At 68.6% G+C, this 22,065-nt stretch carries 15 protein-coding genes; 3 read left to right on the top strand and 12 right to left on the bottom strand.

Going from position 1 to position 22,065, the window contains the following annotated elements; genetic code table 11:
• Window positions 1–59: 59 nt before the first annotated feature.
• From bphC to P3H15_RS33785, 3 genes are read right to left on the bottom strand one after another with little or no spacing between them, the layout of a single operon-like run.
• On the bottom strand, window positions 60–965 hold the full coding sequence (gene bphC / locus P3H15_RS33795) for a biphenyl-2,3-diol 1,2-dioxygenase (RefSeq protein WP_276141223.1): 906 nt from the start codon (window positions 963–965) through the stop codon (window positions 60–62).
• Window positions 966–1,002: 37 nt separating this feature from the next.
• Window positions 1,003–2,184 (bottom strand): acyl-CoA dehydrogenase family protein, encoded by a 1,182-nt coding sequence (locus P3H15_RS33790; RefSeq protein WP_276141222.1) that lies wholly within the window; start codon window positions 2,182–2,184, stop codon window positions 1,003–1,005.
• A 28-nt stretch (window positions 2,185–2,212) separates the two neighbouring features.
• Window positions 2,213–3,373, bottom strand: coding sequence for a Rieske 2Fe-2S domain-containing protein (locus P3H15_RS33785; protein WP_043826440.1), 1,161 nt, complete (start codon window positions 3,371–3,373; stop codon window positions 2,213–2,215).
• Between the two features lie 228 nt (window positions 3,374–3,601).
• On the opposite strand from P3H15_RS33785, the gene P3H15_RS33780 reads away from it, so the two are divergent.
• Window positions 3,602–4,108, top strand: coding sequence for a hypothetical protein (locus P3H15_RS33780; RefSeq protein ID WP_276141221.1), 507 nt, complete (start codon window positions 3,602–3,604; stop codon window positions 4,106–4,108).
• A 72-nt stretch (window positions 4,109–4,180) separates the two neighbouring features.
• Here P3H15_RS33780 and P3H15_RS33775 read toward each other — a convergent pair whose 3' ends face one another.
• From P3H15_RS33775 to P3H15_RS33765, 3 genes are all read right to left on the bottom strand, one after another.
• Window positions 4,181–5,803 carry an NAD(P)/FAD-dependent oxidoreductase gene (locus P3H15_RS33775; RefSeq protein WP_276141251.1) on the bottom strand — a complete coding sequence of 541 codons (1,623 nt, stop codon included), beginning with the start codon at window positions 5,801–5,803 and terminating at the stop codon, window positions 4,181–4,183.
• Between the two features lie 155 nt (window positions 5,804–5,958).
• Window positions 5,959–6,741, bottom strand: a complete 783-nt coding sequence (locus tag P3H15_RS33770; RefSeq protein WP_276141220.1) for an RsiV family protein — start codon at window positions 6,739–6,741, stop codon at window positions 5,959–5,961.
• A 29-nt stretch (window positions 6,742–6,770) separates the two neighbouring features.
• Window positions 6,771–11,303 carry a non-ribosomal peptide synthetase gene (locus P3H15_RS33765; RefSeq protein ID WP_276141219.1) on the bottom strand — a complete coding sequence of 1,511 codons (4,533 nt, stop codon included), beginning with the start codon at window positions 11,301–11,303 and terminating at the stop codon, window positions 6,771–6,773.
• A 204-nt stretch (window positions 11,304–11,507) separates the two neighbouring features.
• On the opposite strand from P3H15_RS33765, the gene P3H15_RS33760 reads away from it, so the two are divergent.
• Both P3H15_RS33760 and P3H15_RS33755 read left to right on the top strand, forming a co-directional pair.
• The gene (locus tag P3H15_RS33760; protein ID WP_276141218.1) at window positions 11,508–12,491 is read left to right on the top strand and encodes an LLM class F420-dependent oxidoreductase; all 984 of its coding nucleotides are present in this window, start codon (window positions 11,508–11,510) and stop codon (window positions 12,489–12,491) included.
• 98 nt (window positions 12,492–12,589) lie between these two features.
• A complete protein-coding gene (locus P3H15_RS33755; protein ID WP_276141217.1) occupies window positions 12,590–13,585 on the top strand; it encodes an LLM class flavin-dependent oxidoreductase in 996 nt (331 codons plus the stop codon).
• A gap of 43 nt (window positions 13,586–13,628) precedes the next feature.
• Here the strand turns inward: P3H15_RS33755 and P3H15_RS33750 are convergent, their stop codons facing one another.
• From P3H15_RS33750 to P3H15_RS33725, 6 genes are all read right to left on the bottom strand, one after another.
• Entirely contained in the window at window positions 13,629–14,738 is a 1,110-nt protein-coding gene (locus tag P3H15_RS33750; protein WP_012689426.1) for an NDMA-dependent alcohol dehydrogenase, read from the bottom strand.
• A 23-nt stretch (window positions 14,739–14,761) separates the two neighbouring features.
• On the bottom strand, window positions 14,762–16,270 hold the full coding sequence (locus P3H15_RS33745; protein ID WP_276141216.1) for an aldehyde dehydrogenase family protein: 1,509 nt from the start codon (window positions 16,268–16,270) through the stop codon (window positions 14,762–14,764).
• A gap of 116 nt (window positions 16,271–16,386) precedes the next feature.
• Window positions 16,387–18,024 carry a sigma-54-dependent Fis family transcriptional regulator gene (locus P3H15_RS33740; RefSeq protein WP_276141250.1) on the bottom strand — a complete coding sequence of 546 codons (1,638 nt, stop codon included), beginning with the start codon at window positions 18,022–18,024 and terminating at the stop codon, window positions 16,387–16,389.
• A gap of 176 nt (window positions 18,025–18,200) precedes the next feature.
• A complete protein-coding gene (locus P3H15_RS33735; protein ID WP_276141215.1) occupies window positions 18,201–19,343 on the bottom strand; it encodes a lipase family protein in 1,143 nt (380 codons plus the stop codon).
• Between the two features lie 84 nt (window positions 19,344–19,427).
• Window positions 19,428–20,756: an MFS transporter gene (locus tag P3H15_RS33730; RefSeq protein ID WP_276141214.1), complete on the bottom strand. Its 1,329-nt coding sequence runs from the start codon at window positions 20,754–20,756 to the stop codon at window positions 19,428–19,430.
• Window positions 20,753–22,006: a M20 family metallopeptidase gene (locus P3H15_RS33725; protein WP_276141213.1), complete on the bottom strand. Its 1,254-nt coding sequence runs from the start codon at window positions 22,004–22,006 to the stop codon at window positions 20,753–20,755. Before P3H15_RS33725 ends, P3H15_RS33730 begins: the two co-directional genes overlap by 4 nt.
• Between the last annotated feature and the right edge of the window lie 59 nt (window positions 22,007–22,065).

The raw sequence follows: 22,065 nt of genomic DNA, 5'->3' as shown, positions 1-22,065 counted from the left end.
AGCCGAAAGGCCCGGTGCGCGCATCGAGTGGATACGCACACCGGGCCCGGACACCCCGTTTACATGGCCGCCAGCGGCTCGCTTCCCGACCAGTCGTGGCCCCAGTAGCTGTCGGCGGTGATCTCCTCCGCGGAGTAGTACTGCTCGTCCACCTTCATGCCGTCGGTGCCGAACTCGATGTCCCAGCCGCCGGGGGCACGCACGTAGAACGACACCATCTTGTCGTTGGTGTGGCGGCCGAGCGTCGAGGAGACGGAGAACCCGTCCTTGACGACGCGGTCGAGGGCCTGCCCGACGGCGTCGAGCGTGTCGACCTCCACCATGATGTGCACCAGTCCCGGGGCCCCGCCGTGCGGCGCGGGGCACAGCGCCAGGCTGTGGTGCCGCTCGTTGACGCCCATGAAGCGCACCCGCATCGGCCCGAACTCCGGCGGCGCCGGGATGCGGAACGCGCCGCGGGGCAGGAAGCCGAGCACCTCGGTGTAGAAGTCGAACGCCCCGCTGAAATCCATCACCGGCAGCACCACGTGGCCGAGGCCCTGCGCCCCGGTCACGAACTTCGCGCCGAACGGGGTGACCACCGGGCTGTGGTCGAGGACGGCGCCGTGGAAGATCTCGATCGTCGCGCCCGTCGGATCCTGGAACGTGACGACCTCCTCGACGCGGCGGGCGTCGGCCTCTTCCACCGACAGCGGCTTGACGGCGATGCCCGCGCCCTCGACGGCCTCCTGGACGCGGACCAGGCCCGCATGGTCGCGGACCTCCCACCCGATGGTGACGACCTCGTCGGTCTCGCCCGGCACGATCACGATGCGGGCAGCGCGCTCGTCCATGCGCAGGTAGAGGGCATCCTCGTCCGGGCCCGACCCCTCGGCGAATCCGAGGACGTCGAACGCGAACGTGCGCCAGCGCTCCAGGTCGTTGGTCTGGATCTTGACGTAGCCCAGGCCCTTGATGTCTGTCATGTGTTGTCCTTCTGCTGTTTTCGTATTCGGACGGCGGTCAGATCATCGACTTGAGGTTGTCGGCCGGGTCGAGGCCGAGCGAGCTGAGCGCCGATGCGTGGTACACGGTGCTCGGCACGTGGATCGCGTGCGCCAGGCCCGCGTGCGCGTCCCGCCAGTACCGCTGCAGGGGCTTGTCCATGCGCAGCGCGTTGCCGCCCGAGCGGGCGAAGATCTGGTCGACGGCGGTGACCGCCCGCCACGCGGCCCGCACCTGGGTCCGGCGTCCGGCCGCACGGTCCTCGAACGTGACCTCCTTGCCCGACTCGACGAGATCCCAGATCTTGTCGACGTTGGCGAGCAGTTCCTGGCGGGCGGCGTTGATGTCGGCCGCGGCCTCACCCACGGCGAACAGGACGTACGGGTCGTCCTTGATCGCGGTGCCCTGCGCGCCGACGCGGTCGCGCTGGTAGTCGAGGTGAGCGGCCAGGGCGCCCTCGGCGATCCCCACCACGGCGGAGGAGATCCCGAGCGGGAACATCGTCGACCACGGCATGTTGTACAGCGTCTCGGTGCGCCCGAACTTCTGCACCGCGGTGCCGTTCATGACCTCGTCGGCGTCCATCACCCGGTAGTCGGGGACGAAGGCGTTCCGGACGATTATGTCCTTGGACCCGGTGCCCTTGAGCCCGACGACGTTCCACGAGTCCTCGACGATCTCGTAGTCGCTGCGCGGCAGGATCATGTGCAGCATCTTCGGCGGCAGCGCCATGGCGCCGTCCTTGTCGCCGAGCATCGCGCCGAGGAAGATCCAATCGCAGTGATCGGTGCCCGAGGAGAACTGCCAGCGTCCACTGAACAGGTAGCCGCCGTCGACCGGGGTCGCGATCCCGGTCGGCGCGTACGGCGAGGCCATCCAGGTGTCGTTGTCGGCCGCCCACACCTCCTCCTGCACCTTCGGGTCGGCGAACGCCAGCTGCCAGGGGTGCACCCCGACGATGCCGCACACCCATCCCGTGGCCGGGTCGAGGGAGGCCGCGGCCATCACTGTCTCCGCGAACTCCCGCGGATGAGCCTCGTGGCCGCCGTACTTGCCGGGCTGGAGCAGCTTGATCGGTCCGGCCTCGCGGAGCTTCTTCGCCGTGTCGTCGGGCAGCCTGCCGATCCGCTCGGCCTCGGGCGCCTGATCGCGGAGCTGGTCCGCGATCGCCATGATGTTGTCGAGAACCTCGTGGGTCATCTGTCGTGTCCTTCTTCTCTGAGCCGGCTCAGGCGTTGGTGTCGAGCGGCACGACGCCGTTGGCGAGGTTGTCGGCAACCTCCGCCTCCCAGCTCTGCACCGCCCTGGTGGTGTCGATCTCGAATTCGAAGCGCTTGGTCATGTCCTCGGTGATGTCCTCGACGTCGACGTAGAACTGCTGGTACCAGCGGCGCAGCTGGTACACCGGCCCGTCCTCCTCCGACAGCAGCGGGTTGTCGATTCGCGACTTGTTCAGCCAGATGTCGACGTCCTGCTTGAACCCGAGCTCCACGCCCTCCGCGAACTGGGCCGCCATGCCGTTCGCCACCTCGTCCGACAGTCCCTCGGGCTTCTTCACCATGGCGCCCCACTGCAGGACGAACGAATCGGCGCTGACCGGGTAGTGGCAGTTGATCAGCACCGTCTCGATCATCATGCCGTTCGCCTCACTCCACAGCTTGTCGATCATGTAGGACGGGCCGAAGTACGACGCGTCCGAGCGCAGCGTGGAATTGGGGTCGTCGTAGCTGGTGCCCACCGAGATGTCGTGGCGGGGCGTCGACTGCATGTACTGGGTGGCCACGTGCCCTTCGAAGACGTTCTTGAAGTAGCGCGGGAACGAGAAGTGGACGTAGTAGAAGTGCGCCATGTCGACCACGTTGTCGACGATCTCGCGGCAGTGCGAACCCTCGACGAGCAGCGAATTCCAGGTCCAGTCGGTCCATTCCGGAGAGCCGAATCCCTCGATCTCGGGAATCGTCACGTCGGCGGGCGGCGGGTTGCCCTGCGGGTCGTTCCAGACGTACAGCTGCCCGTTGCGCTCGATGGTCGTCCAGGCCCGGGTCCGTGCCAGCGGCGGGACGCGCCGCGCATACGGGATTCCCGTGCACTTGCCGTTGCCGCCCCAGCGCCAGTCGTGGAACGGGCAGGCGATCGAGTCGCCCTTCACGGTGCCGTGCGCCAGGTTGCCGCCCATGTGGCGGCAGTAGGCGTCGAGCACACTGAGGGTGCCGTCGGACGTCTCGAACACCACCAGCGACGTGCCGAACGCGTCGATCTGGTGCGGGGCGCCGTCCCGGAAGGTCTTCGCCAGACCCAGGCAGTGCCACCCTCGCGCGAAACGCGTTGGTGCCGATCCCACTTCGATCATCCGGACTTCGTCGCCGTCAACGGCACTGTTGCGCGCCATGTCTACCTCCGCCTCGCTGTACGTCAAGAACACCCTCGGGGTGTGGTGTAGCTCATAGTCGGCGCACACGGCGCGCAGCGGTACCCGACTCTCCCACTGAGCGAGAGGCTTTCGTATCCGGCCGTCACGGCGGGTTTTCGGCGTCCCGATCACAGGGACCACGGCCCCCGTTTCCCGGCCGCGGCGACTACCGTGCGGAACACAGACCCCGTGATTTTGGGAGGAACGATGGCCGCACTCATCTCTTCGCAGCCGTGCACAGCGGAGATCCGCCGGCTGTGCGCCGACGCCGTCCCGGACGGGATGGTCGTCGCACCCGAGCCGGGGGCCGCCGTCGAGCACGACTTTCTCCTGCTGCGACCGCGCCGGACGCCGGACGACGCGCTGACGGCACAGGTCCGCAGGGTGGGCGACCACGACCTGCTCGTGCGCTTCCGCAACCGGGACGAGCAACTGGTCTACGAGTTCTGGACGAACAGCTTCACCGGCGCCGCGACATCGGACGACCGGTCCGCAGACCTGCTCGAGCGCCACTGCGCCGAGCAGTTCCCCGGCGACCTCCGCAGGTTCCGCACCCGAATCCGGCGGTCCGTGCCGTCCGGCGCGGAATTCACGTCCTCGCTGCAGCAGACGTACGTCCAGGACGGCGTGCGCATGACCGACGTCACGGTCACCTGCACGCTCGACGGCGACGTGCTCGCCCGGGCCTGGGCCACGTACGCGCTGCCCGACTGAACTGCTCCCTTTTCCCACGAATTGGTCAGCCGCGCAGGCAATTGCCTGCGCGGCTGACCAATGTCTGGGCAACTACCCCACCGGGTCGGCCAGCCGCGTCCGGGACCGGCTGAACTCGAAGCCGCGGAACCCCTCCTCCGCGACGTCGGCGCAGATCCGCCCGTACGCGCCGAAGCCCCCGAGGTACGGCATGAACACGCGGGGTTTACCCGGAATGTTGGCGCCCATGTACCAGGAGTTCGCCAGCGGGAACAGGGTCTGCGCGGCAAGCTCGCGGCAGTGCTCCACCCACTGCTCGGTGGCCGGGACCGACGCCTCGACCGCGTCGTAGTCCTTCTCCCAGAGGTGCTCGATGCAGTCCGCGATCCAGTCGACGTGCTGCTCGGCGCCGAGCACCATGTTCGCCAGCACCGACGGGCTGCCCGGCCCCGTCACGACGAACAGGTTCGGGAACCCCGGAACACCGAGACCCAGATAGGTTTTCGGTCCCTCACTCCAGTACTCGGCGAGGGACACGCCGTCCCGGCCGACGATCCGCATGCGGTCGAGGGCTCCGGTCATGGCGTCGAATCCGGTGGCGAACACCAGCGTGTCGAGGCCGTAGTCGGCGTCGGCGGTCGTGATCCCCGACGGGGTGATCGCCTCGATCGGCGCCGCCTTCAGATCCACCAGGGTGACGTTCGGCCGGTTGTACGTTTCGAAATAGTGGGTGTCGGTGACGATCCGCTTGGTCCCGATGGGGTGATCGTTCGGGATCAGCTTGTCCGCGACCGCGGGGTCGTCGACGAGGCGGCGGATCTTGTTCTCCGCGAACTCCCGCGCGGTCGCGTTCGCGGCCTCGGTCTTCGTCTGGTCCGGAAAGGTTTTCGCGAACAGCACCCCGCCGAGTTTCCATCGCGTCTCGTAGGCGTCGCGGCGTTCCTCCTCGGACACCTCCAGCGCCGACTTCGGGTGCGCGTTGTACGGCGACCCGCCGCCGCTCTCCCGCGACAGTCGCCTGCGCTCGTCGTATCCTGCCTTGATCGCGCGCCGCATCTCGTCGTCCCACATCTCGTTGCCGGCGGGGACGCTGTAATTGGCGCTGCGCTGGAACACGTACAGATGATCCGCCTGCTCGGCGATGACGGGAATCGACTGGATTCCCGAGGATCCGGTGCCGATGATCCCGACCCGCCGGCCGGTGAAGTCGACCCCCTCGTGCGGCCAGTGACCGGTGTGATGAGTATCGCCCGTGAAGGATTCGCGGCCCGGGATGTTCGGCATGTTCGCGGTCGACAGCGCCCCGGTCGCGAAGATGCAGTACCGGGCGGACAGGACGTCGCCGCGGTCGGTCCGCACCTCCCACCGCAGCGTGTCCTCGTCCAGTTCCGCGGACGTCACGCGGGTGCCGAACAGGAAACGGTCGCGGAGGTCGAACCGGTCCGCGACGTGATCGATGTACGCCAGGATCTCCGGCTGGGTGGCGTACTTCTCGCTCCAGTCCCACTCCTGCTCGAGTTCCCGCGAGAACGAGTACGAGTAGTCGACGCTCTCCACGTCGCACCGGGCGCCGGGATAGCGGTTCCAGAACCACGTTCCGCCGACGCCGTCCGCCGCCTCCACACCCTGGACCGTCAGACCCAGGCTCCGTAGCTTGTGGACGGCGTACAGACCCGCGAATCCCGCACCGACGACGACCGCGTCCACGTCGCCGATCCGATTTGCCCGAGCATCAACTTCGGTGCGTGCACTCACGGGCGCGCTCCTCTCCCATTCGACAGACACATTCCGGCAGCAAGGCCTGTCTGGGACGGTAGGTCGGAGCACCTGGGCAGCCACAGGTTCGTTCCCGGTGAGCGGTCGGGCAGCGGCTAACTCGACACGACGGGAGCCAGTTCGGGGTCGATCACGTCCGCCAAGTCCTCCCACGGCACGGTGACGGTGACGAGCCCGATGGCGTGCGGCCCCACCTGGTAGTCGTTGAAGTGGATCTCCATGCCCGCCGGGGTGGCCAGCCAGTTGGCGAAGTTCGCCTCGGTCGGCTCGATGCCCGATCGCTCGAAGTCCGGTCCGGCGACCGTCTCGGGGAGGAGGCGCGCGGAACTGTCCGACAGCGCCTGCAGCCCGGCAGGCAGGTCGGGGAAGAGGTCGCCGAGCGTGATCGGTGCGGCCGTATCGGCATTCACCACCACCGTCGCGACGATCGGCGTGGGATGCGCCCCGGGCGGATCGGCGTTCCAGGACGTCACCAGCAGCCCGCTGATCACGTGCTCACCGATGTGCGCCACGCTGTGTTCCTGGCTGCTCAGCGTGAACGCGTCGGTGCCCCAGCCGTCGATCTGGTCCTGGAGCGCGGCGCGCATCGATTCGTTGAACTCGGCGGTGACCGCCGGGTCGCCGCCCTCGATCTGCGGGATGAGCACGTCGTAGCGGACGCGTCCGGTGGAACCGGTGACCTGCAGTTCGGACTCCGTGTAGGGCACACCCGCGGGCGTCGCCGGACCGGTCGCCGGGTCGGGCGTGGACGGACCCGCGTCGGACACGGTCGGCGGCTCGCTCACCGCCGTGCCGGACCGGTCGGAGCAGGCGGCGGGCGCGAGGAGCACGGCGCCGCCGACCAGTGACACCAGAATCGATCTCCGGAAGCCTCTCATCAGGCATCTCTACCACGTCCGATGCCCGCTCACCTACCGATCGGGTCGACGACGGTATGCAGCAGGTCGACGAACCCCTGTGCGGTGGATGCGTCGTAGAGGTCGGCGGAATACACCAGTTCGGCGTCGATTCCGGCGGGCCTCCCGTCGACGTCGTGACGTTCGGTGAAGTGGAAGTGCAGATCGCACTTGGCGATGTCTAGCGGACGTGGCGTGACCTCGAAGTCGAGCCCGGACACGTCCAGGGCGGCGGGAGCGAAGTTGTTCAGCGACAGGGCAACCTGGAACAGCGGGTGCAGGGACGGCGACCGGGGCGGGTCGAGTACCTGCACGAGTCGTTCGAACTGCACATCGGCATTCGCCAGAGCGCGAAGCTCCACGCCGCGGGATACTTCGACGATGTCGCACAGCGTCATGCTCGGGTCGACCCGGGTACGCAGAACCAGCGTGTTGACGAACATGCCCACCACGTCGTCGAGCGCCGGGTCTCCCCGACCCGCGATCGGAGTGCCGATCGCGATGTCGGGATCTCCGCTGAGGCGGGCGAGCAGGATCGCCACCGCCGACCTGAGCGCCGTGAACAGGCTGGCGTGATGCTCGTGCGCGGTGGACAGCAGGCCTCGATGCGCATGCTCGTCGAGCGAGAACGGAAGCCGCCCCGCCCGGTAGGTCCACCGCTCCGGCCGGGGGCGGTCGGTGGGCAGCGCAAGCGCCCCGCGCAACCCCGACAGTTCCTTCGCCCAGTGGGCGATCTGCTTCGACGCGACACTCGCCGGGTCGTCCTCGTCGCCCAGCAGCGCCCGCCGCCACACGGTGTAGTCCGCGTACGTCGCGGTCGGCGGCTCCCAGCGGGGCGCCCCGCCCGCGGACCGGGCACCGTAGGCGTCCGCGAGATCCCGTGCCAGCGGCGCGAGCGACCAGCCGTCCGCGGCAATGTGGTGGACGACGCACGCCAGCAGGTGGTCGCGGTCGCCGAGCCGGAACAGCCGGGCGCGCAGCGGCGGATCACGCCGCACGTCGAATCCCGCGGACAGCAGGTTCGACGTCCGGGCTTCCGCTTCCGCCGCGCCGGTCACCACCGGCCTGAGGTCGGGCATCGCGTCGGCCACGTCGAGCACGTGCTGGTACGGCCCCGACGGCGAGTCGGGGAACACGGTCCTCAGTGACCGGTGCCTGCCGAGGACGTCCGCCATCGCCGAGCGCAGGGCATCGACGTCGAATTCGCCGCGCACGCGCACGGTGAAGGGGATGTTGTGGAGAGCGGGTTCCACGACGGTGCGGTCGATGAAGAATTGCGACGGGGACAGCGGCACGAGGGCGGGCAGCGGTGTCGCACCCAGCCTCGGTCCGCGCTGCGGGCGGATGGCCGGCGACTGTGCGCAGGCCTCCGCGACCGTCACTGCCAGTGCAGCGACCGTCGGTGCGTCGAAGAGGTCGCGCACGCCCATGCCGGTGCCGAGCTCGGCGTTGATCCGCGCGACCACCCGGATCGCCGACAGCGAGTCGCCGCTGAGGTCGAAGAACGAATCGTCGGCGCCGACCGCGTCCACACCGAGAACCTCGGCGAACACTCGCGCGACCCGACGCTCGGCCGGCGTCTCGGGGTCACGATGAGGCACCGAGTCCGAGCCGAACTCCGGCAGCGGCAGCGCTGCCCGGTCGAGTTTCCCTGTCGGTGTCAACGGGATCGACTTCAGGAGCATGATCGATTTCGGAACCATGTAGTCGGGCAGGGATCGTGCCAGCTGCGCTGTCAGCATGTCGCGATCGATCGAGGCATCCGGCTCGGCCATGATGTAGGACACCAGGTTCGGGTTTCCGGCCGAGTTCCGGTGCAGCACCGTCGCCGCGAACGTGACGCCCGGTTGCGCGGTCAGTGTGGCGTCGATCTCGCCGAGCTCGACACGGAATCCGCGGATCTTGATCTGGTCGTCCGCCCTGTCCAGGAACTCGAGCGCCCCCGTCGCCGTCCACCGGACGACGTCCCCGGTGCGGAACATCCGGGATCCTCGGCGCCCGAACGGGTTGGCCACGAACCGTGCGGCGGTCAGACCGTGGCGCCGGTGATAGCCCCGTGCGAGTGCCGGGGTGGCGAGGTAGAGCTCACCGACGGCGCCCACAGGAAGCGGACGCAGGCGGTGATCCAGAACCACCGCGTCCACGCCGCGCATCAGGGAGCCGATCGTCAGTCGCTCGTCCGGCGAGATGGGATCGGTGAGGGTGACGCTGCACGTCGTCTCCGTCGGGCCGTACGCGTTGCGCATGTCCTGTCTGCCCGCCCACCGCCGCACCAACTCCTGCGGGCACGCTTCCCCTCCGACCAGCACCAACTCCAGTTCGTTCGTTGCGCCGGGGTCGATCGCGGCCAGTGCGGACGGCGTCGTCAGGAGGTGCGTGACGTGTTCGTCGCGCAACAGTCGCGACAGCTCGTCACCGCCGAACACGCCGGGCGGGGTCACGACGAGCGTCGCGCCGCCGATGCAGGCCGCGAGTACTTCGACCAGCGCCGTGTCGAAACTCGGTGAGGCGAAGTGCAGGATCCGCGAGCGCGCGGACACCGCATACTTGTCCCGGATTTCCTGCGCCAGGTTGGCGAGACCCCGGTGGGTGACGACGACCCCCTTCGGTGTTCCGGTGGAGCCGGACGTGTAGATCAGATACGCGGGATGGTCCACGAGCAGAGGGCGGGTGCGTTCCACGACGGTCGGGACGTCGGAAGGGTCTCTCTGACAAAGATTTTCGAGTTCGTCGACATCGGTGGTCAGCCACGCGATGGCGCCGGGCAGACGGGCGCGCTCCGAGCGGATCGTCAGCCCGACCGTCGCGCCGCAATCGTCGAGGGTGTACGCGATGCGAGCGCGCGGATGCGAGGGATCGATCGGGACAGAGGCCGCACCGGCCTTCGCGACCGCCCACAGCGCCAGCACCGACTCGATCGACCGTGGGATGGAGACCGCGACGACGTCCTCGGGTCCGATGCCCCGAACTGCCAGAAGGCGGGCCAACCGGGTGGCGAGTCGGTCCAGGTCGCCGTAGGACAGTGTGCGTCCCCGGTCGGTGATCGCAATCGCCGCCCGATCGTTCGCGACGGTTCCCGTCAGGAGACGGTCGAGCGTGACGGGGTCCGTATCCGAAAGACCCCGCGCGGGAGCGAATTCCGCGCGTTCACCCGCGAGAAAGACGTCGAGATCGGCAACCGGTGCGTCCGACTCGGCCGATGCGGTGAAACGGTCGAGAAACGCGAGGAAACGCGTGTGGTGCCCGCTCAGTTCGGCGTCGTCGTACAGTGCCGGGTTTCCCTCGAAATCGATGCGGGCGGAGGCTCCGTCGGACCCGGGGTAGATGTTGACGGCGAGGTCTGCGACGGGACCGGTGGTGAGTACCCGGACCGTCCCGCACACGGCGCCCAGCGTGATCTCCTTCGAGAACATCATGACGTTGATCACCGGCCCGAAATGCAGGAGTTCGACTCCATCAGAGGCGAGGTCCCGGCCGATGTCCTCGCGGCGGTAGCGTTGACGGCGCAGTGCCGCCGCCAAACACGCCTCGGCGGTGTCGACCGCGCAGCTCACGGTGGCAGAGCCGATTCCGTTCAGCCGCAACGGGATCACATTGGAGACCGAGCCGCCGGCGTGCCTGAGGCAGGCCGTCGTCCGCGCCGACACGGGCAGGGACAGGACCACGTCGTCGGCGCCGGTCATCCTGGCGAGATAGGACGCGAAGGCGCCGACGGTCACGGCCGTCGGATTCCGCACACCGCCGCTCGCAGGCGTGTGCCCCGTCGCTGTCCGGGCGTCGACCTCCGGTCGTGCTGCGCGGCCGGACAGGCTGAGGACCGAAGCCGGCCCGCCGCCCTGTTCGCGCCAATAGTCGCGGTCGCGGGCGAACCGGGTGGAGGCGCGGTAGGTCGCGTCTTCCCGCACGAGACGTTCCGGTCCCTCGATCCGGCAATCCGGGGGCTCCGTGCCCTCGACCGCGGCGACGTACAGTTCGGCCGTGCGGCTCATCAGCATCATCGCGGCGTACCCGTCCGACACGATGTGGTGAGCGCGGGAATACCAGTAGTAGTGATCGTCGCCCAGCCGCAGAATGTGCGAGACCAGGAGCGGACCGTCGTACATGTCGGTGCGTGCGGTCCGGTCGTTCCGCATCCAGCGGTGCGCGGCGTCGACGGGATCCACCTCGCCGCGAAGATCGGTGGCGGGCACCCGATCGTCGACGGTCGGATCCACGACCTGATGCGGCTGTCCGTCGACGTCCACCAGGCGCACCGATCCCCAGCCGAATTCGCGGTTCGCGCGACGGGTGGCGTCGCGGAGAGCACCCAGTTCGACGTGCCCGTTCAGCTCGACGTAGTGGGCGATGACGTACGGGACCTCCGGCGTGAGCTGTTGCGCGAACCAGATGGATCGCTGCGCTGCGGTCAGCGGAAAGGCACCGACGGTCGAACGCGTCGGCTGCGTGAGCGGACGTTCCAGGACGGGCACGTGCGGCCGGACGGGCGTGGGCCTCTCCGGGCAGGCGCATGCCGTGCCACCGGAGTGCTGCGAATCGAAATACATGTTGAACTCCCCCCTCGGGCTCTGCTCTGCCTACTCCGCCTCCCCACCGCACAGAGTTGTCGCGGATGGCGGATCGGCGACGGATACGGCACTACCGTCAGCGTGCACCACCCACAGGTGGTGCAACAGGGACCCCAGGGTGATCACTTCCTACCCTCGAAATAAGAGAGGTGCCCCGGCCGCCATCCGAGTAGCGTCGATCGGGTGACTATTCGCCTTGGATACCAGATGCCGAATTTCAGTTACTCCACCCCGGTCGCGGACCTGTTCCCGACCGTGATCGCACAGGCGCGTGAGGCCGAATCCGCGGGCTTCGACACCGCATTCGTGATGGATCACTTCTATCAGCTGCCGGGCCTCGGTGCCCCCGACGAACCGATGCTCGAGGCGTACACCGCGCTCGGCGCCCTCGCCACGGCCACCGAGAACATTCAGCTGTCCGCCCTCGTCACCGGCAACACGTACCGCAACCCGCCCATGCTCGCGAAGGCGGTGACCACCCTGGACGTGGCCAGCGGCGGGCGGGCCGTCCTCGGGATCGGGGCCGGCTGGTTCGAACTCGAGCACCAGCAGTACGGCTACGAGTTCGGCACGTTCACCGACCGGTTCGAACGGCTCGACGAGGCGCTGCAGATCATCGCGCCGATGCTGCACGGACAGCGCCCCACGTTCGACGGCAAGTGGTATCACGTCGAGAACGCGATCAACGAGCCGAGGATCCGCGACGACCTGCCGATCATGCTCGGTGGCGGCGGGGAGAAGAAGACGTTCGGCCTCGCCGCCCGGTTCGCCGATCACCTGAACATCATCTGCAACGCGAGCGAGTTGCCGCGCAAGCTCGAGGCCCTCGACGCACGGTGTTCGGAGATCGGCCGCGACCGGTCCACGCTGGAAACCAGCTACCTGGCCTTCGTCATCATCGACGAGGACGGCGACCGCGCCCGGCAACTCCAGCACGACTTCCTGCTCGCGCGGGGCGTCGACCTGTCGAAGGCGTCGGACGAGGAACGCGCCGCCGCCACCGACCGGCAGTTCTGCGGCGCCCCCGACGAGGTGGCCGAGCAGCTGAAGACCCGGGTCCTCGATCCGGGAATCGACGGCGTCGTCCTCAATCTCGTCGCCAACGGGCACGAACCCGGCATCGTCGAACTGACCGGCCGCACGTTGCGACCACTCGTCGAAGCCTGACACCGGCCGGGAATACGCGCACTACCTCCGCGGTTGTACCCGGAGGTAGTGCGCGAGGCTAACCTCTCGCACCTCGGTGACGAAAGGTGAAGAAGCCCGTGAGTGCTGTTCTGTCGATTCTGGATCTGGCCTACATCCGCGAGGGCGACACGGCGCGGGACAGTTTCGACGCGAGCGTGAAACTGGCGCAACTCGCGGAGACCCGCGGGTACCGCCGCATCTGGTACGCCGAGCACCACAACATGCCGTCGATCGGCTCCTCGGCGACGAGTGTCCTCATCGCGCACGTCGCCGCGCACACCCAGAACATCCGGCTCGGCGCGGGCGGCATCATGCTGCCCAACCATGCGCCGCTGACGATCGCCGAGCAGTTCGGCACTCTCGCGACCCTGCACCCGGGCCGCATCGACCTGGGACTCGGCCGCGCCCCCGGCAGCGACCAGAAGACGATGTACGCACTGCGCCGCGACGCGGCGTCCGCGGACCGGTTCCCGCAGGACGTGCTGGAACTGCAGGCGTACCTCAAAGGCGTGTCACGGGTTCCCGGCGTCGATGCGATCCCCGGCAAGGGCACCAACGTTCCGCTGTACATCCTCGGATCCTCGTTGTTCGGCGCGCAGCTCGCGGCGAAATTCGGCCTGCCCTACGCCAACGCGTCCCACTTCTCCCCCGACTCGCTCGTCGACGCCGTCACGCTGTACCGGGAGCGGTTCGAACCGTCCGAGGAACTGTCCGAGCCGTACGTGATCGCCGGCGTCAACGCCATCGCCGCCGACACCACCGAGGACGCGCACCGGCAGTTCGAGGCCTCGCTGCGGCGACGGGTGGTGCAGATGGTCGGACGCGGTCGGACGTTCACCCCCGAGGAGGTCGACCTCATCATGACGTCCCCGGCGGGTCAGCAGGTGGCGCAGATGGTGCGGTACTCGGCCGTCGGCACACCCACCGAGGTCAAGACATACCTCGACGAGTTCGCCGAGCACGCACAGGCCGACGAACTGATCGTCGCCTCCCACGCCGAGAGCACCGAGTCCTGGCTGAAGACGTACGACCTGCTCGCCGACGTGTGGCGCTCCGCACCCGTGCGCGGTTAGCGAGTCTCTGGACTCGTCAACCGCGCACGGGCGGCGAAGCCGCCTACGCGTGGACGATCACGCCACGCAGGTTCTTTCCGTCCCGCAGATCCTGGTAGCCCTCGTTCACCTGCTCGAGCGTGTACTTGGTGGTGATCAGCTCGTCGAGCTTGAGCTGACCCGCGTCGTACAGCCGCAGCAGGCGGACGATGTCGTACTGCGGGTTGGCCGAACCGAACAGCGTGCCCTTGATCGTCTTCTGGTTCAGGGTGAGGTCGGTGCCCGACACGTGCACGGTGAGCTTGGCCGGGTCGGCGAGACCGGTGATGACGACGGTGCCGCCCTTGCCGATGACGGCGGTCGCGTTCTGCACCACCTCTTCGTCGACGGTCCCGACCAGGATCAGCGCCTGGTCGGCGCCCTGTCCCCAGGTCAGTTCGTTGACCTTCGCGGCGGCCTCGGCGGCGTCGGCGAACGCGTGGGTGGCGCCGAATTTCAGGGCGGCCTCCCGCTTCATCGCCACCGGGTCCACCACCACGACGTACTTGGCGCCGGCGCTGACGGCGCCCTGCACGGCGTTGATGCCGAGCCCGCCGATGCCGTAGATGACGACGGTGTCACCGGCGCGGACGCCGCCGGCGTACACCGCGGTGCCCCAACCGGAGGGCACACCGCAGCCGACGAGGACGGCGGTCTCCAGCGGGAGCCAGTCGTCCACCTTCACGACCGAGTGCTGCGAGATGGTGGCCCGCTCCGAGAACGTGCCGAGCATGCACATGGCGCCGAAATCGTCCTTGCCCGAGTGGAACCGGAACGAGCCGTCGGGCATCGAACCCTCGAGAATGGTGGCACCCATGTCGCACAGGTTCTGGCGGCCGGTGGCGCAGTAGCGACATGTGCCGCAGTTCGGGATGAAGCTGCAGACCACGTGGTCGCCGGGCTTCACCTTGGTGACGCCGGGGCCGACTTCCTCGATGATGCCGGACCCCTCGTGCCCGCCGACGATGGGGTAACGCGGCGGCAGATCGCCGTCGGTGAGGTGCAGGTCCGAGTGGCACAGGCCTGCCGCGACGTACTTGATGAGCACTTCGCCGGGTCCCGGGCCGTCCAGTTCGAGTTCCATGATCTCGAACGGCTTGCCGGCTTCGAGCAGAACCGCTGCTTTGGTCTTCATGTCTTCTCCTCGTTGAGTGACGGTCAGAGTGCGATGTTGACGGCTTTGGTCTGGGTGTAGAGGTCGATGGCGGTGGCCCCGAGTTCACGCCCCCACCCGGACTGCTTGTATCCACCGAACGGCATGGCGGTGTCGAACCCGTTGTACTGGTTGATCCACACCGAACCGGCCTTGAGCTGGCGGGCCGTGAGGTGCGCCTTGGACAGGTCCTTGGTCCAGATTCCGGCGGCGAGGCCGTAGATGCTGCTGTTCGCCGCCTTCGCGACGCCCTCCTCCGCGTTGAAGGGCAGCGCGGCGACGACCGGACCGAAGATCTCTTCCTCGACGATGCTGAATTCGGGCTTCACGTCGACGAACACGGTCGGCTCGACGTAGAAGCCCGTGTCGCCCCAGCGCTTTCCGCCGGTGAGGGCTCGGGCGCCGTCGGCGAGTCCGGCGGCCAGGTAACCGGTGACCTTGTCGAACTGCTCCTGCGACACGAGCGGTCCGAGCTGGGTGGTGGGGTCGAGTCCGGGGCCGATCTTGACCTGGCTCGCGGCCTCGGCGACCGCGGCGGTGAAGTCGTCGAAGATGCTGTCCTCGACGAACATCCGAGTGCCTGCGACGCAGCACTGGCCGTGGTTGAACAGCCAGGCGTTGAGCGATCCGGTGACGGCGGCGTCGAAGTCCGCGTCCGCGAACACGACGTTGGCGCTCTTGCCGCCGAGTTCGAGCGACACCTTCTTCAGGTTGCCGCGGGCAGCGTCGACGATCTTCTTCCCGACCTCGGTGGATCCGGTGAACGCGATCTTGTCGACGTCGTCGTGCGCGGACAGCGCGGCCCCGGCGTCGCCGTAGCCGGTGACGATGTTGACGACGCCGGGCGGGAAGCCGGCCTCCTCGAACACCTCGCCGAGCAGGATCGCGGTGAGCGGGGTCTGTTCCGCGGGCTTGAGGATCACCGTGTTGCCGGCCGCGAGTGCGGGGGCCAGCTTGAACGCGGCCATCAGCAGCGGGAAGTTCCAGGGAACGATCAGTCCGCAGACGCCGACGGGCTCACGCAGCGTGTACGCGTGGAACTGGCCGCCGGGGACGAACGGCATGCTCACGTTGACCGTGCTGCCCTCGATCTTGGTGGCCCAGCCCGCGAAGTAGCGGAAGATGTCGGCCGACCAGGCGACGTCGACGGCCGCGGCGATGCCCGCCGACTTGCCGTTGTCCAGCGCCTCGAGCTGACCGAATTCCTCGGCGCGCTCGGAGAGGATGTCGCCGACTCGCCAGATGAGGCGTTCGCGCTCGTTGGGCTTCATGGTGGACCACGGGCCTTCGTCGAATGCCGTGCGTGCGGCCCGGACTGCGCGGTCGACGTCCTCGGCGCTACCGCGTGCGACGGTGGTCAGCACCTGCCCGGTGGCGGGGTCGATGGTCTCGAACGTCTCGCCGCTAGCCGATTCCACCCACTGCCCGCCGACGAGGAATCGCTTGGTGCCGGACAGAAAGTTCCGTACCGACGGCAAGAGTTCCGCTTGGCTGGGCTCGATCGTCGCTGTCATCAAAACCTCCGAAGTTGTGAATGTGACGTGGCTCATAGTGCACTGATTGCCATATCACTAACTGTCCTGACTTCGGACACCTCCGGACGGTCGCGGATCGGTGGGTGAAACTGCAGCTAGACGGTGATATCGAGGGCCCGCATCCGGACGTAGAGCGTGCTGCGGCTGATGCCCAGCGCGGCCGCGGCGTGCACCTTGTTGCCGCCACTTTCCTGCAGTGCGTCGACGATGGCCTGGCGTTCGGCGCGTTCACGGCCCGCCAGCCGCGACACCCGCGGCGGCGTCCGATACTGGTCGGGCAGATCCGCGACAGCGAGGTGCGCACTGGTGCGCCCGCGCGCGGCCGCCTGCAGCACGACGGACAGTTCCGCGATGTTGCCCGGCCAGTCGCGGGCGATCAGAGCGTCCAGCGCGCTCGCCGAGAGCCGGAGGCCCGGTTCGACGGAGTCGAGGACCGCCTGCGCGATGTCCGCGAACTCGCGGGTGCGTTGCCGCAGCGGCGGCAGCACCACCTGTCCGGGGCACCGGCCTGCCAGACCGGCCACTCCCGGCGGCAGGTTGCCGAGCGGGGAACTGGTCATCACGATCCGGGGACCCACGTCGGCCGCCAGCATCTTCACGACCAGCGGCAGCATCGACTCGGGCAGCAGCTGCACCTCTTCGATCGCCAGGACCGCGGAGGGTCCCGCCGCCAGGGCGAGCAGTCGATCGATCCAGGCCTCGGCGCCGTCGAGGGCGATCGTGGCAGCGTCCATACATACGAGCGACCGGTCGCCGGCCAGATCACGGACCGCGGTGGTCCTGCCGGTTCCCGGTTCGCCGCTGATCACCACCGGATCCCGGGTCTCGCGCAGCCGGGACAACTCCGTCCTGCTGCGTTCGACGACGGAACTCGACGGCGACTTGCCGCGCCGGATGGGGGCGCTCGTCCGGCGGTCCGGCCGGACGACGAAGACCGCGCCGTCGTCGGTGCCCGCCACGCGGTCGGCCCGGACCAACGCCGGTTCGCCCGAGGACAATTGGATCCGCACCGTCTTCGACTGCTCCGGGCGCAGGTCCGCGGCAAGCCCCCGCAGCGTCGCGTGATCGGACACCTGGAGCAGGTCGAGCGCGACCCGGTTGCTGAGCAGGATGTCCTCGCCGATCGCGGTGACCGCCATCTGATTCTGCGGCGACACCCGCTGGAACGCGTCCACGAGCCGCTGCTGCGACACCCGGGACCCCTCGAGCAGTCGTCGCTCGATGTCGCCGGCCGCGCGGGCCAGGAACGGGGCGAACAGCGGGTTGGCCCGCGACGCGACGCCCGTCATGTCGAGGATGCCCTCGACGCGGCGCGTCACCGGATGCACGATCGGGTGTCCGTAACAGCTGAGGTCCTTGAACCGCTCGAGGTAGTGCTCCTCGCCGTGGATCACGACTCCGCGCCGGACCTCCAGCGGCGTCCCCAGTGCGGTGGTCCCGACACAGTCCTCGCCGAACCTCGACCCCAGCACCGCCCCGGCGCCGTCGATCAGGCGCTCGAGTTTGCGGCCGTCGAAGAGCCGGGCGACGATGCGGCAGTCGCGGTCGGCGAGCAGGACGCAGAAACCGGTGCCCTGGATCTGCTGTTCCATCTCGTCGAGGACGGGCCGGGCCGCCTGCAGCAGCCGACTGGACTTGTCCAGGTCGGGGCAGGGATCATCGCTCGGCGTCGACGTCGGTTCCAGCCCGCTGAGCGCCGAACGCTTCCAGGACAACGCGATCTCCGGCCGCATCGCCGCGTGCCCGGTCGTGCCGCCAAACTCCAACCTCGACTCCTTGCCGCGCGCGGATCCGGTCGTGCACCGGTGCACGACTCACATCCGAACGTACCCACACCGTGTGACCCACGCCATAGTGCCCGCGGATGCGGGCGGGCAACTGTCCGGATTCTGGACAGTGCCCCGATCGGTCAGCCGAACAGGCCCCGCACGAAGGGGATGGTGTCGGCCTGCGAATCGACGAGCGTGCCGCTGTGGTCGGTGGGATACGTCTCGAACGTGACCGGCTCACCGTTCGCCGTGAGCGCGGCGACCAGCGAGAACGCCGACGGTGCCGGCACGTCGATGTCGGTGAGCCCCTGCCCGATGAACAGGGGACGGTCGTATCCGCTCGTGGGGACGCCCATGTAGTCCACGAGCAGGCCGTGAAAGTTCGGAATCGTGTTCAACGGCTTGCTGAACAGATCGCCGACCACCACCCCTTCCGCGGCGTCGTGAAGTTCGTTGACGCACAGCTGTTCCGCAGCGTCCACGTAGTGCGCGCCGAGGGGTGTCAGATACGAGTCGAGATCGATTTCGGGGTGCGCCGACCGCAGTCCCGCGAGGATGTAGAACAGGTACGACGTGAGGCCGGCGGGGATCGCCGTGGGCGGCACCCCCGGGCCGAGCGGCAGCAGCGCCAGTTCGATGTTCGCGGGAACACCCGTCCCCACGGCCCCGCGGTAGTCCAGCGTCTCCCCGCCGAACTCGGTGGCGTAGCGGGCAGTGGTGATCGCGGCCCCACCACCCTGCGACTGTCCGACCACCACCCACGTGTTCGACAGCGACTCGTCGACGGCGCGGGCGGCCTTCACCGAATCGACGACGCTGTGCGCCTCGACCTTTCCGTCGAGATACGGCATCACACCGGGTGTGCCGAGGCCGACGTAATCGGTGGAGACGACGGCGTATCCCTGCTCGAGCCACCGTCCGAGGTACGGATAGTCCCGCTCGGACAGGGCGGGCCCGACGAGCGACGGTGCGCAGTCGTCGGCGAGCCCGGACGTGCCGTGCGCCCAGGCCACCACCGGCCAGCCCCCGTCGGGAGCCTCCCCCCGCGGCACGTACACGGCGCCGCTGCTGAGTGCGGGATTCCCGTCGGACCCGATCGACCAGTACATGATCCGCTGTGCGTCGGCGGTACCGGGAATCCACAGGCCGGCGGGCAGCGGCTCGACGTCCACGACGCTCCCCGGCGTGCGGTCGGCCTCGTCGGCGAACGCGGCCGGGGACGCGAGGCAGGTGCCAGTGACCGTCAGCGAGGCAATCGCGACGGTCGCCGCGGCTCGCGCCATACGTACCGAGTGTGTCTTCACCGCTTCAAGATCCCACACGTGAGCGGCAAAGCGTGCCGGAGCACTCTTTGCCGCTCACGTGGGCTAGTGCTGGGCGGCCAGATCCCGTCCCCTGGTTTCCGGGATCGTGACCAGCGCGACGGTCGAGACCGCGATGAGCGCGAGGGCGTACCACTCGAACAATTCCGGCGACCCACGGTCGGCGAAGAACGTCTGGACGTACGCCGCCGTCCCGCCGAACGCCGCCACCCCGATCGAGTACGGCACCCCGACACCGGCGGCGCGCAGCCCGGTCGGGAAGAGTTCGGCCATCATCGCCGGCATGACCGCGAGGAGCGCGCCCATCACGAACAGGGCGATCGCCATCGCGAAGAACAGGGTGAGCGCGCTGTGCCCGATCATGGCGTTGAGCGGAAACAGCAGGGCCGCGATGCCGAGGTTGCCGATGTACAGCACCGGTTTGCGCCCGATCCGGTCCGACACCGCGCCCCAGAAGGGCAGCGACGCAATCAGTACGAGGTTCGCGCCGACGCCGGCCCACAGAGCGCCGGACGGATCGATACCCCGGACCGTGATCGCGTACGCCGGCGCCGACACCGCCCACACGTAGTAGACGACGGTGCCGCCGACCGTGAAGAACAGGATCTGGAACACCTGCCGCCGATGCGCCACGAACAGTTGCCACATCGACTGCTTCGCGGTGTCCTCACCCGACTCCTCGTAGACCTCGGTCTCGCTCATCCGGGACCGCATCCACAGCACGAACAGGCCGAGCACGCCGCCCAGCAGGAACGGCACCCGCCAACCCCAGTCGGCCATCTGCTCCGAATTCAGCGTCGTGGTGAGCAGTGCGCCGAGCAGCGTGCCCACCACTACTCCGGTGGTGTTGGAGATGTAGATGAGGCTGGACCAGAGTCCGCGCCGCGCCGTCGGCGCGAATTCCACGATGTAGGTCTGCGCGGACGGCAACTCGCCGCCGTGCGCGACGCCCTGCGCGAGACGCGCCACGACGAGAACGACCGCCGCCGCGACACCGATCGTCTGATGGGTCGGGGTCAGGCCGATGACCAGGCTGCCGATCGCGGCGAGGCCGACGGCGAGCGTCATGGACAGCTTGCGTCCCCGGCGGTCCGACAGCCAGCCGAACAGCAGACCGCCGAACGGCCTGGCGACGAATCCGACGGCGAAGACGCCGAACGACGCGAGCAGGTCGGAGACGGCGGACCCCGTGTGGAAGAACTGCGGGGCGAAGAACGCGGCGAACGTGGCGTAGACGGTCCAGTCGAAGTACTCGATCCCGTTGCCCGTGCCGACGCCGACGATTGCGCGGGCCTTCTCCCAGCGCTCGGACCGCTGACGGACGGTCGACGGGCCCGCGTTCACGGACCCGCTCTCGGTGGCGATCCCGGTCATCGTGCATCACCTCCGGCCGCGGCATACTCGAGCCGGGCATCGTCGGAGTGCGCCTTGTCCAGCCGTCGAACGGCCAGCCCGGCGTAGATGGTGGCGGCGTCGGCGAGCACCGCGTCGTCGAATTGTGCCCGCGGCGAATGGTTCATGGGAGCCGCAGCGGGATCGGCGCCGGGCATGCACGCGCCCAGCCCGATGAACGCGCCGGGCACCTCCTGCAGGACGTAGGAGAAGTCCTCGGACCCGGCCATCGGATGGCTGACCGTCTCGTAGCGGTCCTCGCCCATGAGGTCGCTGACGACTTCGGCGCCGAACGCGACCTCGTCCACGTCGTTGATCGTCATCGGGAACTCCGGGGCCACGTCGACCTCGACGTCGACGCGCTGCGCGGACGCCACGCCCTCGAGCACCCTGCGCAGCGCTCCCGGCACCTTCTCGTACGTAGCGGGCGAATAGCACCGGACGGTCGCCTCGAACCGCGCATCGTCGGGAATGATGTTGTGCCGCGATCCGGCCCGCACGTTCGCGACGGTCACGACGACGGGGTCGAACACGTCGAACGTCCGGGTGACCATGGTCTGCAGCGACGTGATCATCTCGGCCATCGCGGTGATCGGGTCCCGGGCGGTCGACGGGGACGATCCGTGGCCGCCCGCTCCGCGCACCGTCACGGTCAGTTTGTACGAGGCCGCGAGCAGGGTGCCCGCCTTGGAGAAGAACCGGCCCTGCGGCCTCTGGCACGAGAAGACGTGCATGCCGTACGCGGTGTCCGCGCGCCGACCGGACGCGTCGAGGACGCCCTCGTCGACCATCACCTTCGCGCCGTCCCACCCCTCCTCGCCGGGCTGGAACATCAGGACCACGTCGCCCGCCAACCGGTCTCGGTGTCGGCTGAGCAGTTGCGCGGCCCCGACGAGCGCCGCGGTGTGCAGGTCGTGCCCGCATCCGTGCATGGCACCGTTCTGCGCCGCGAAGTCGAGTCCGGTCTGTTCGGTGACCGGCAGTCCGTCCATGTCGGCGCGCAGCAGCACCGTCTGCGCGCCGGTTGCCGAGCGGCGGCCGCCGCGGAGCACCGCGGTCACGGACGTCGTGCGGGTTCCCGTCGAGATCTCGAGCGGCAGTCCGTCCAACGCCGCGAGGACCGTTTCCTGCGTGCGCGGCAGGTCCAGACCGACCTCGGGTTCGCGGTGCAGTACGCGCCGCAACTGCACGAGGTCGCCCTGCAGAGCGCGGGCGTCGTCCAAGAGATCCATTGCTCTCCCCTATGTCGGTGGTCACGTTCGGGACCGAATGCGTCGGTGGTCATATGCTG

This window comes from Rhodococcus sp. T2V, from assembly GCF_029269925.1.
GTDB classification, from domain to species: Bacteria; Actinomycetota; Actinomycetes; order Mycobacteriales; family Mycobacteriaceae; genus Rhodococcus_F; species Rhodococcus_F koreensis.
Note: the sequence above shows the minus strand (reverse complement) of the source record. Positions and strands in the feature narration are given on the sequence as shown.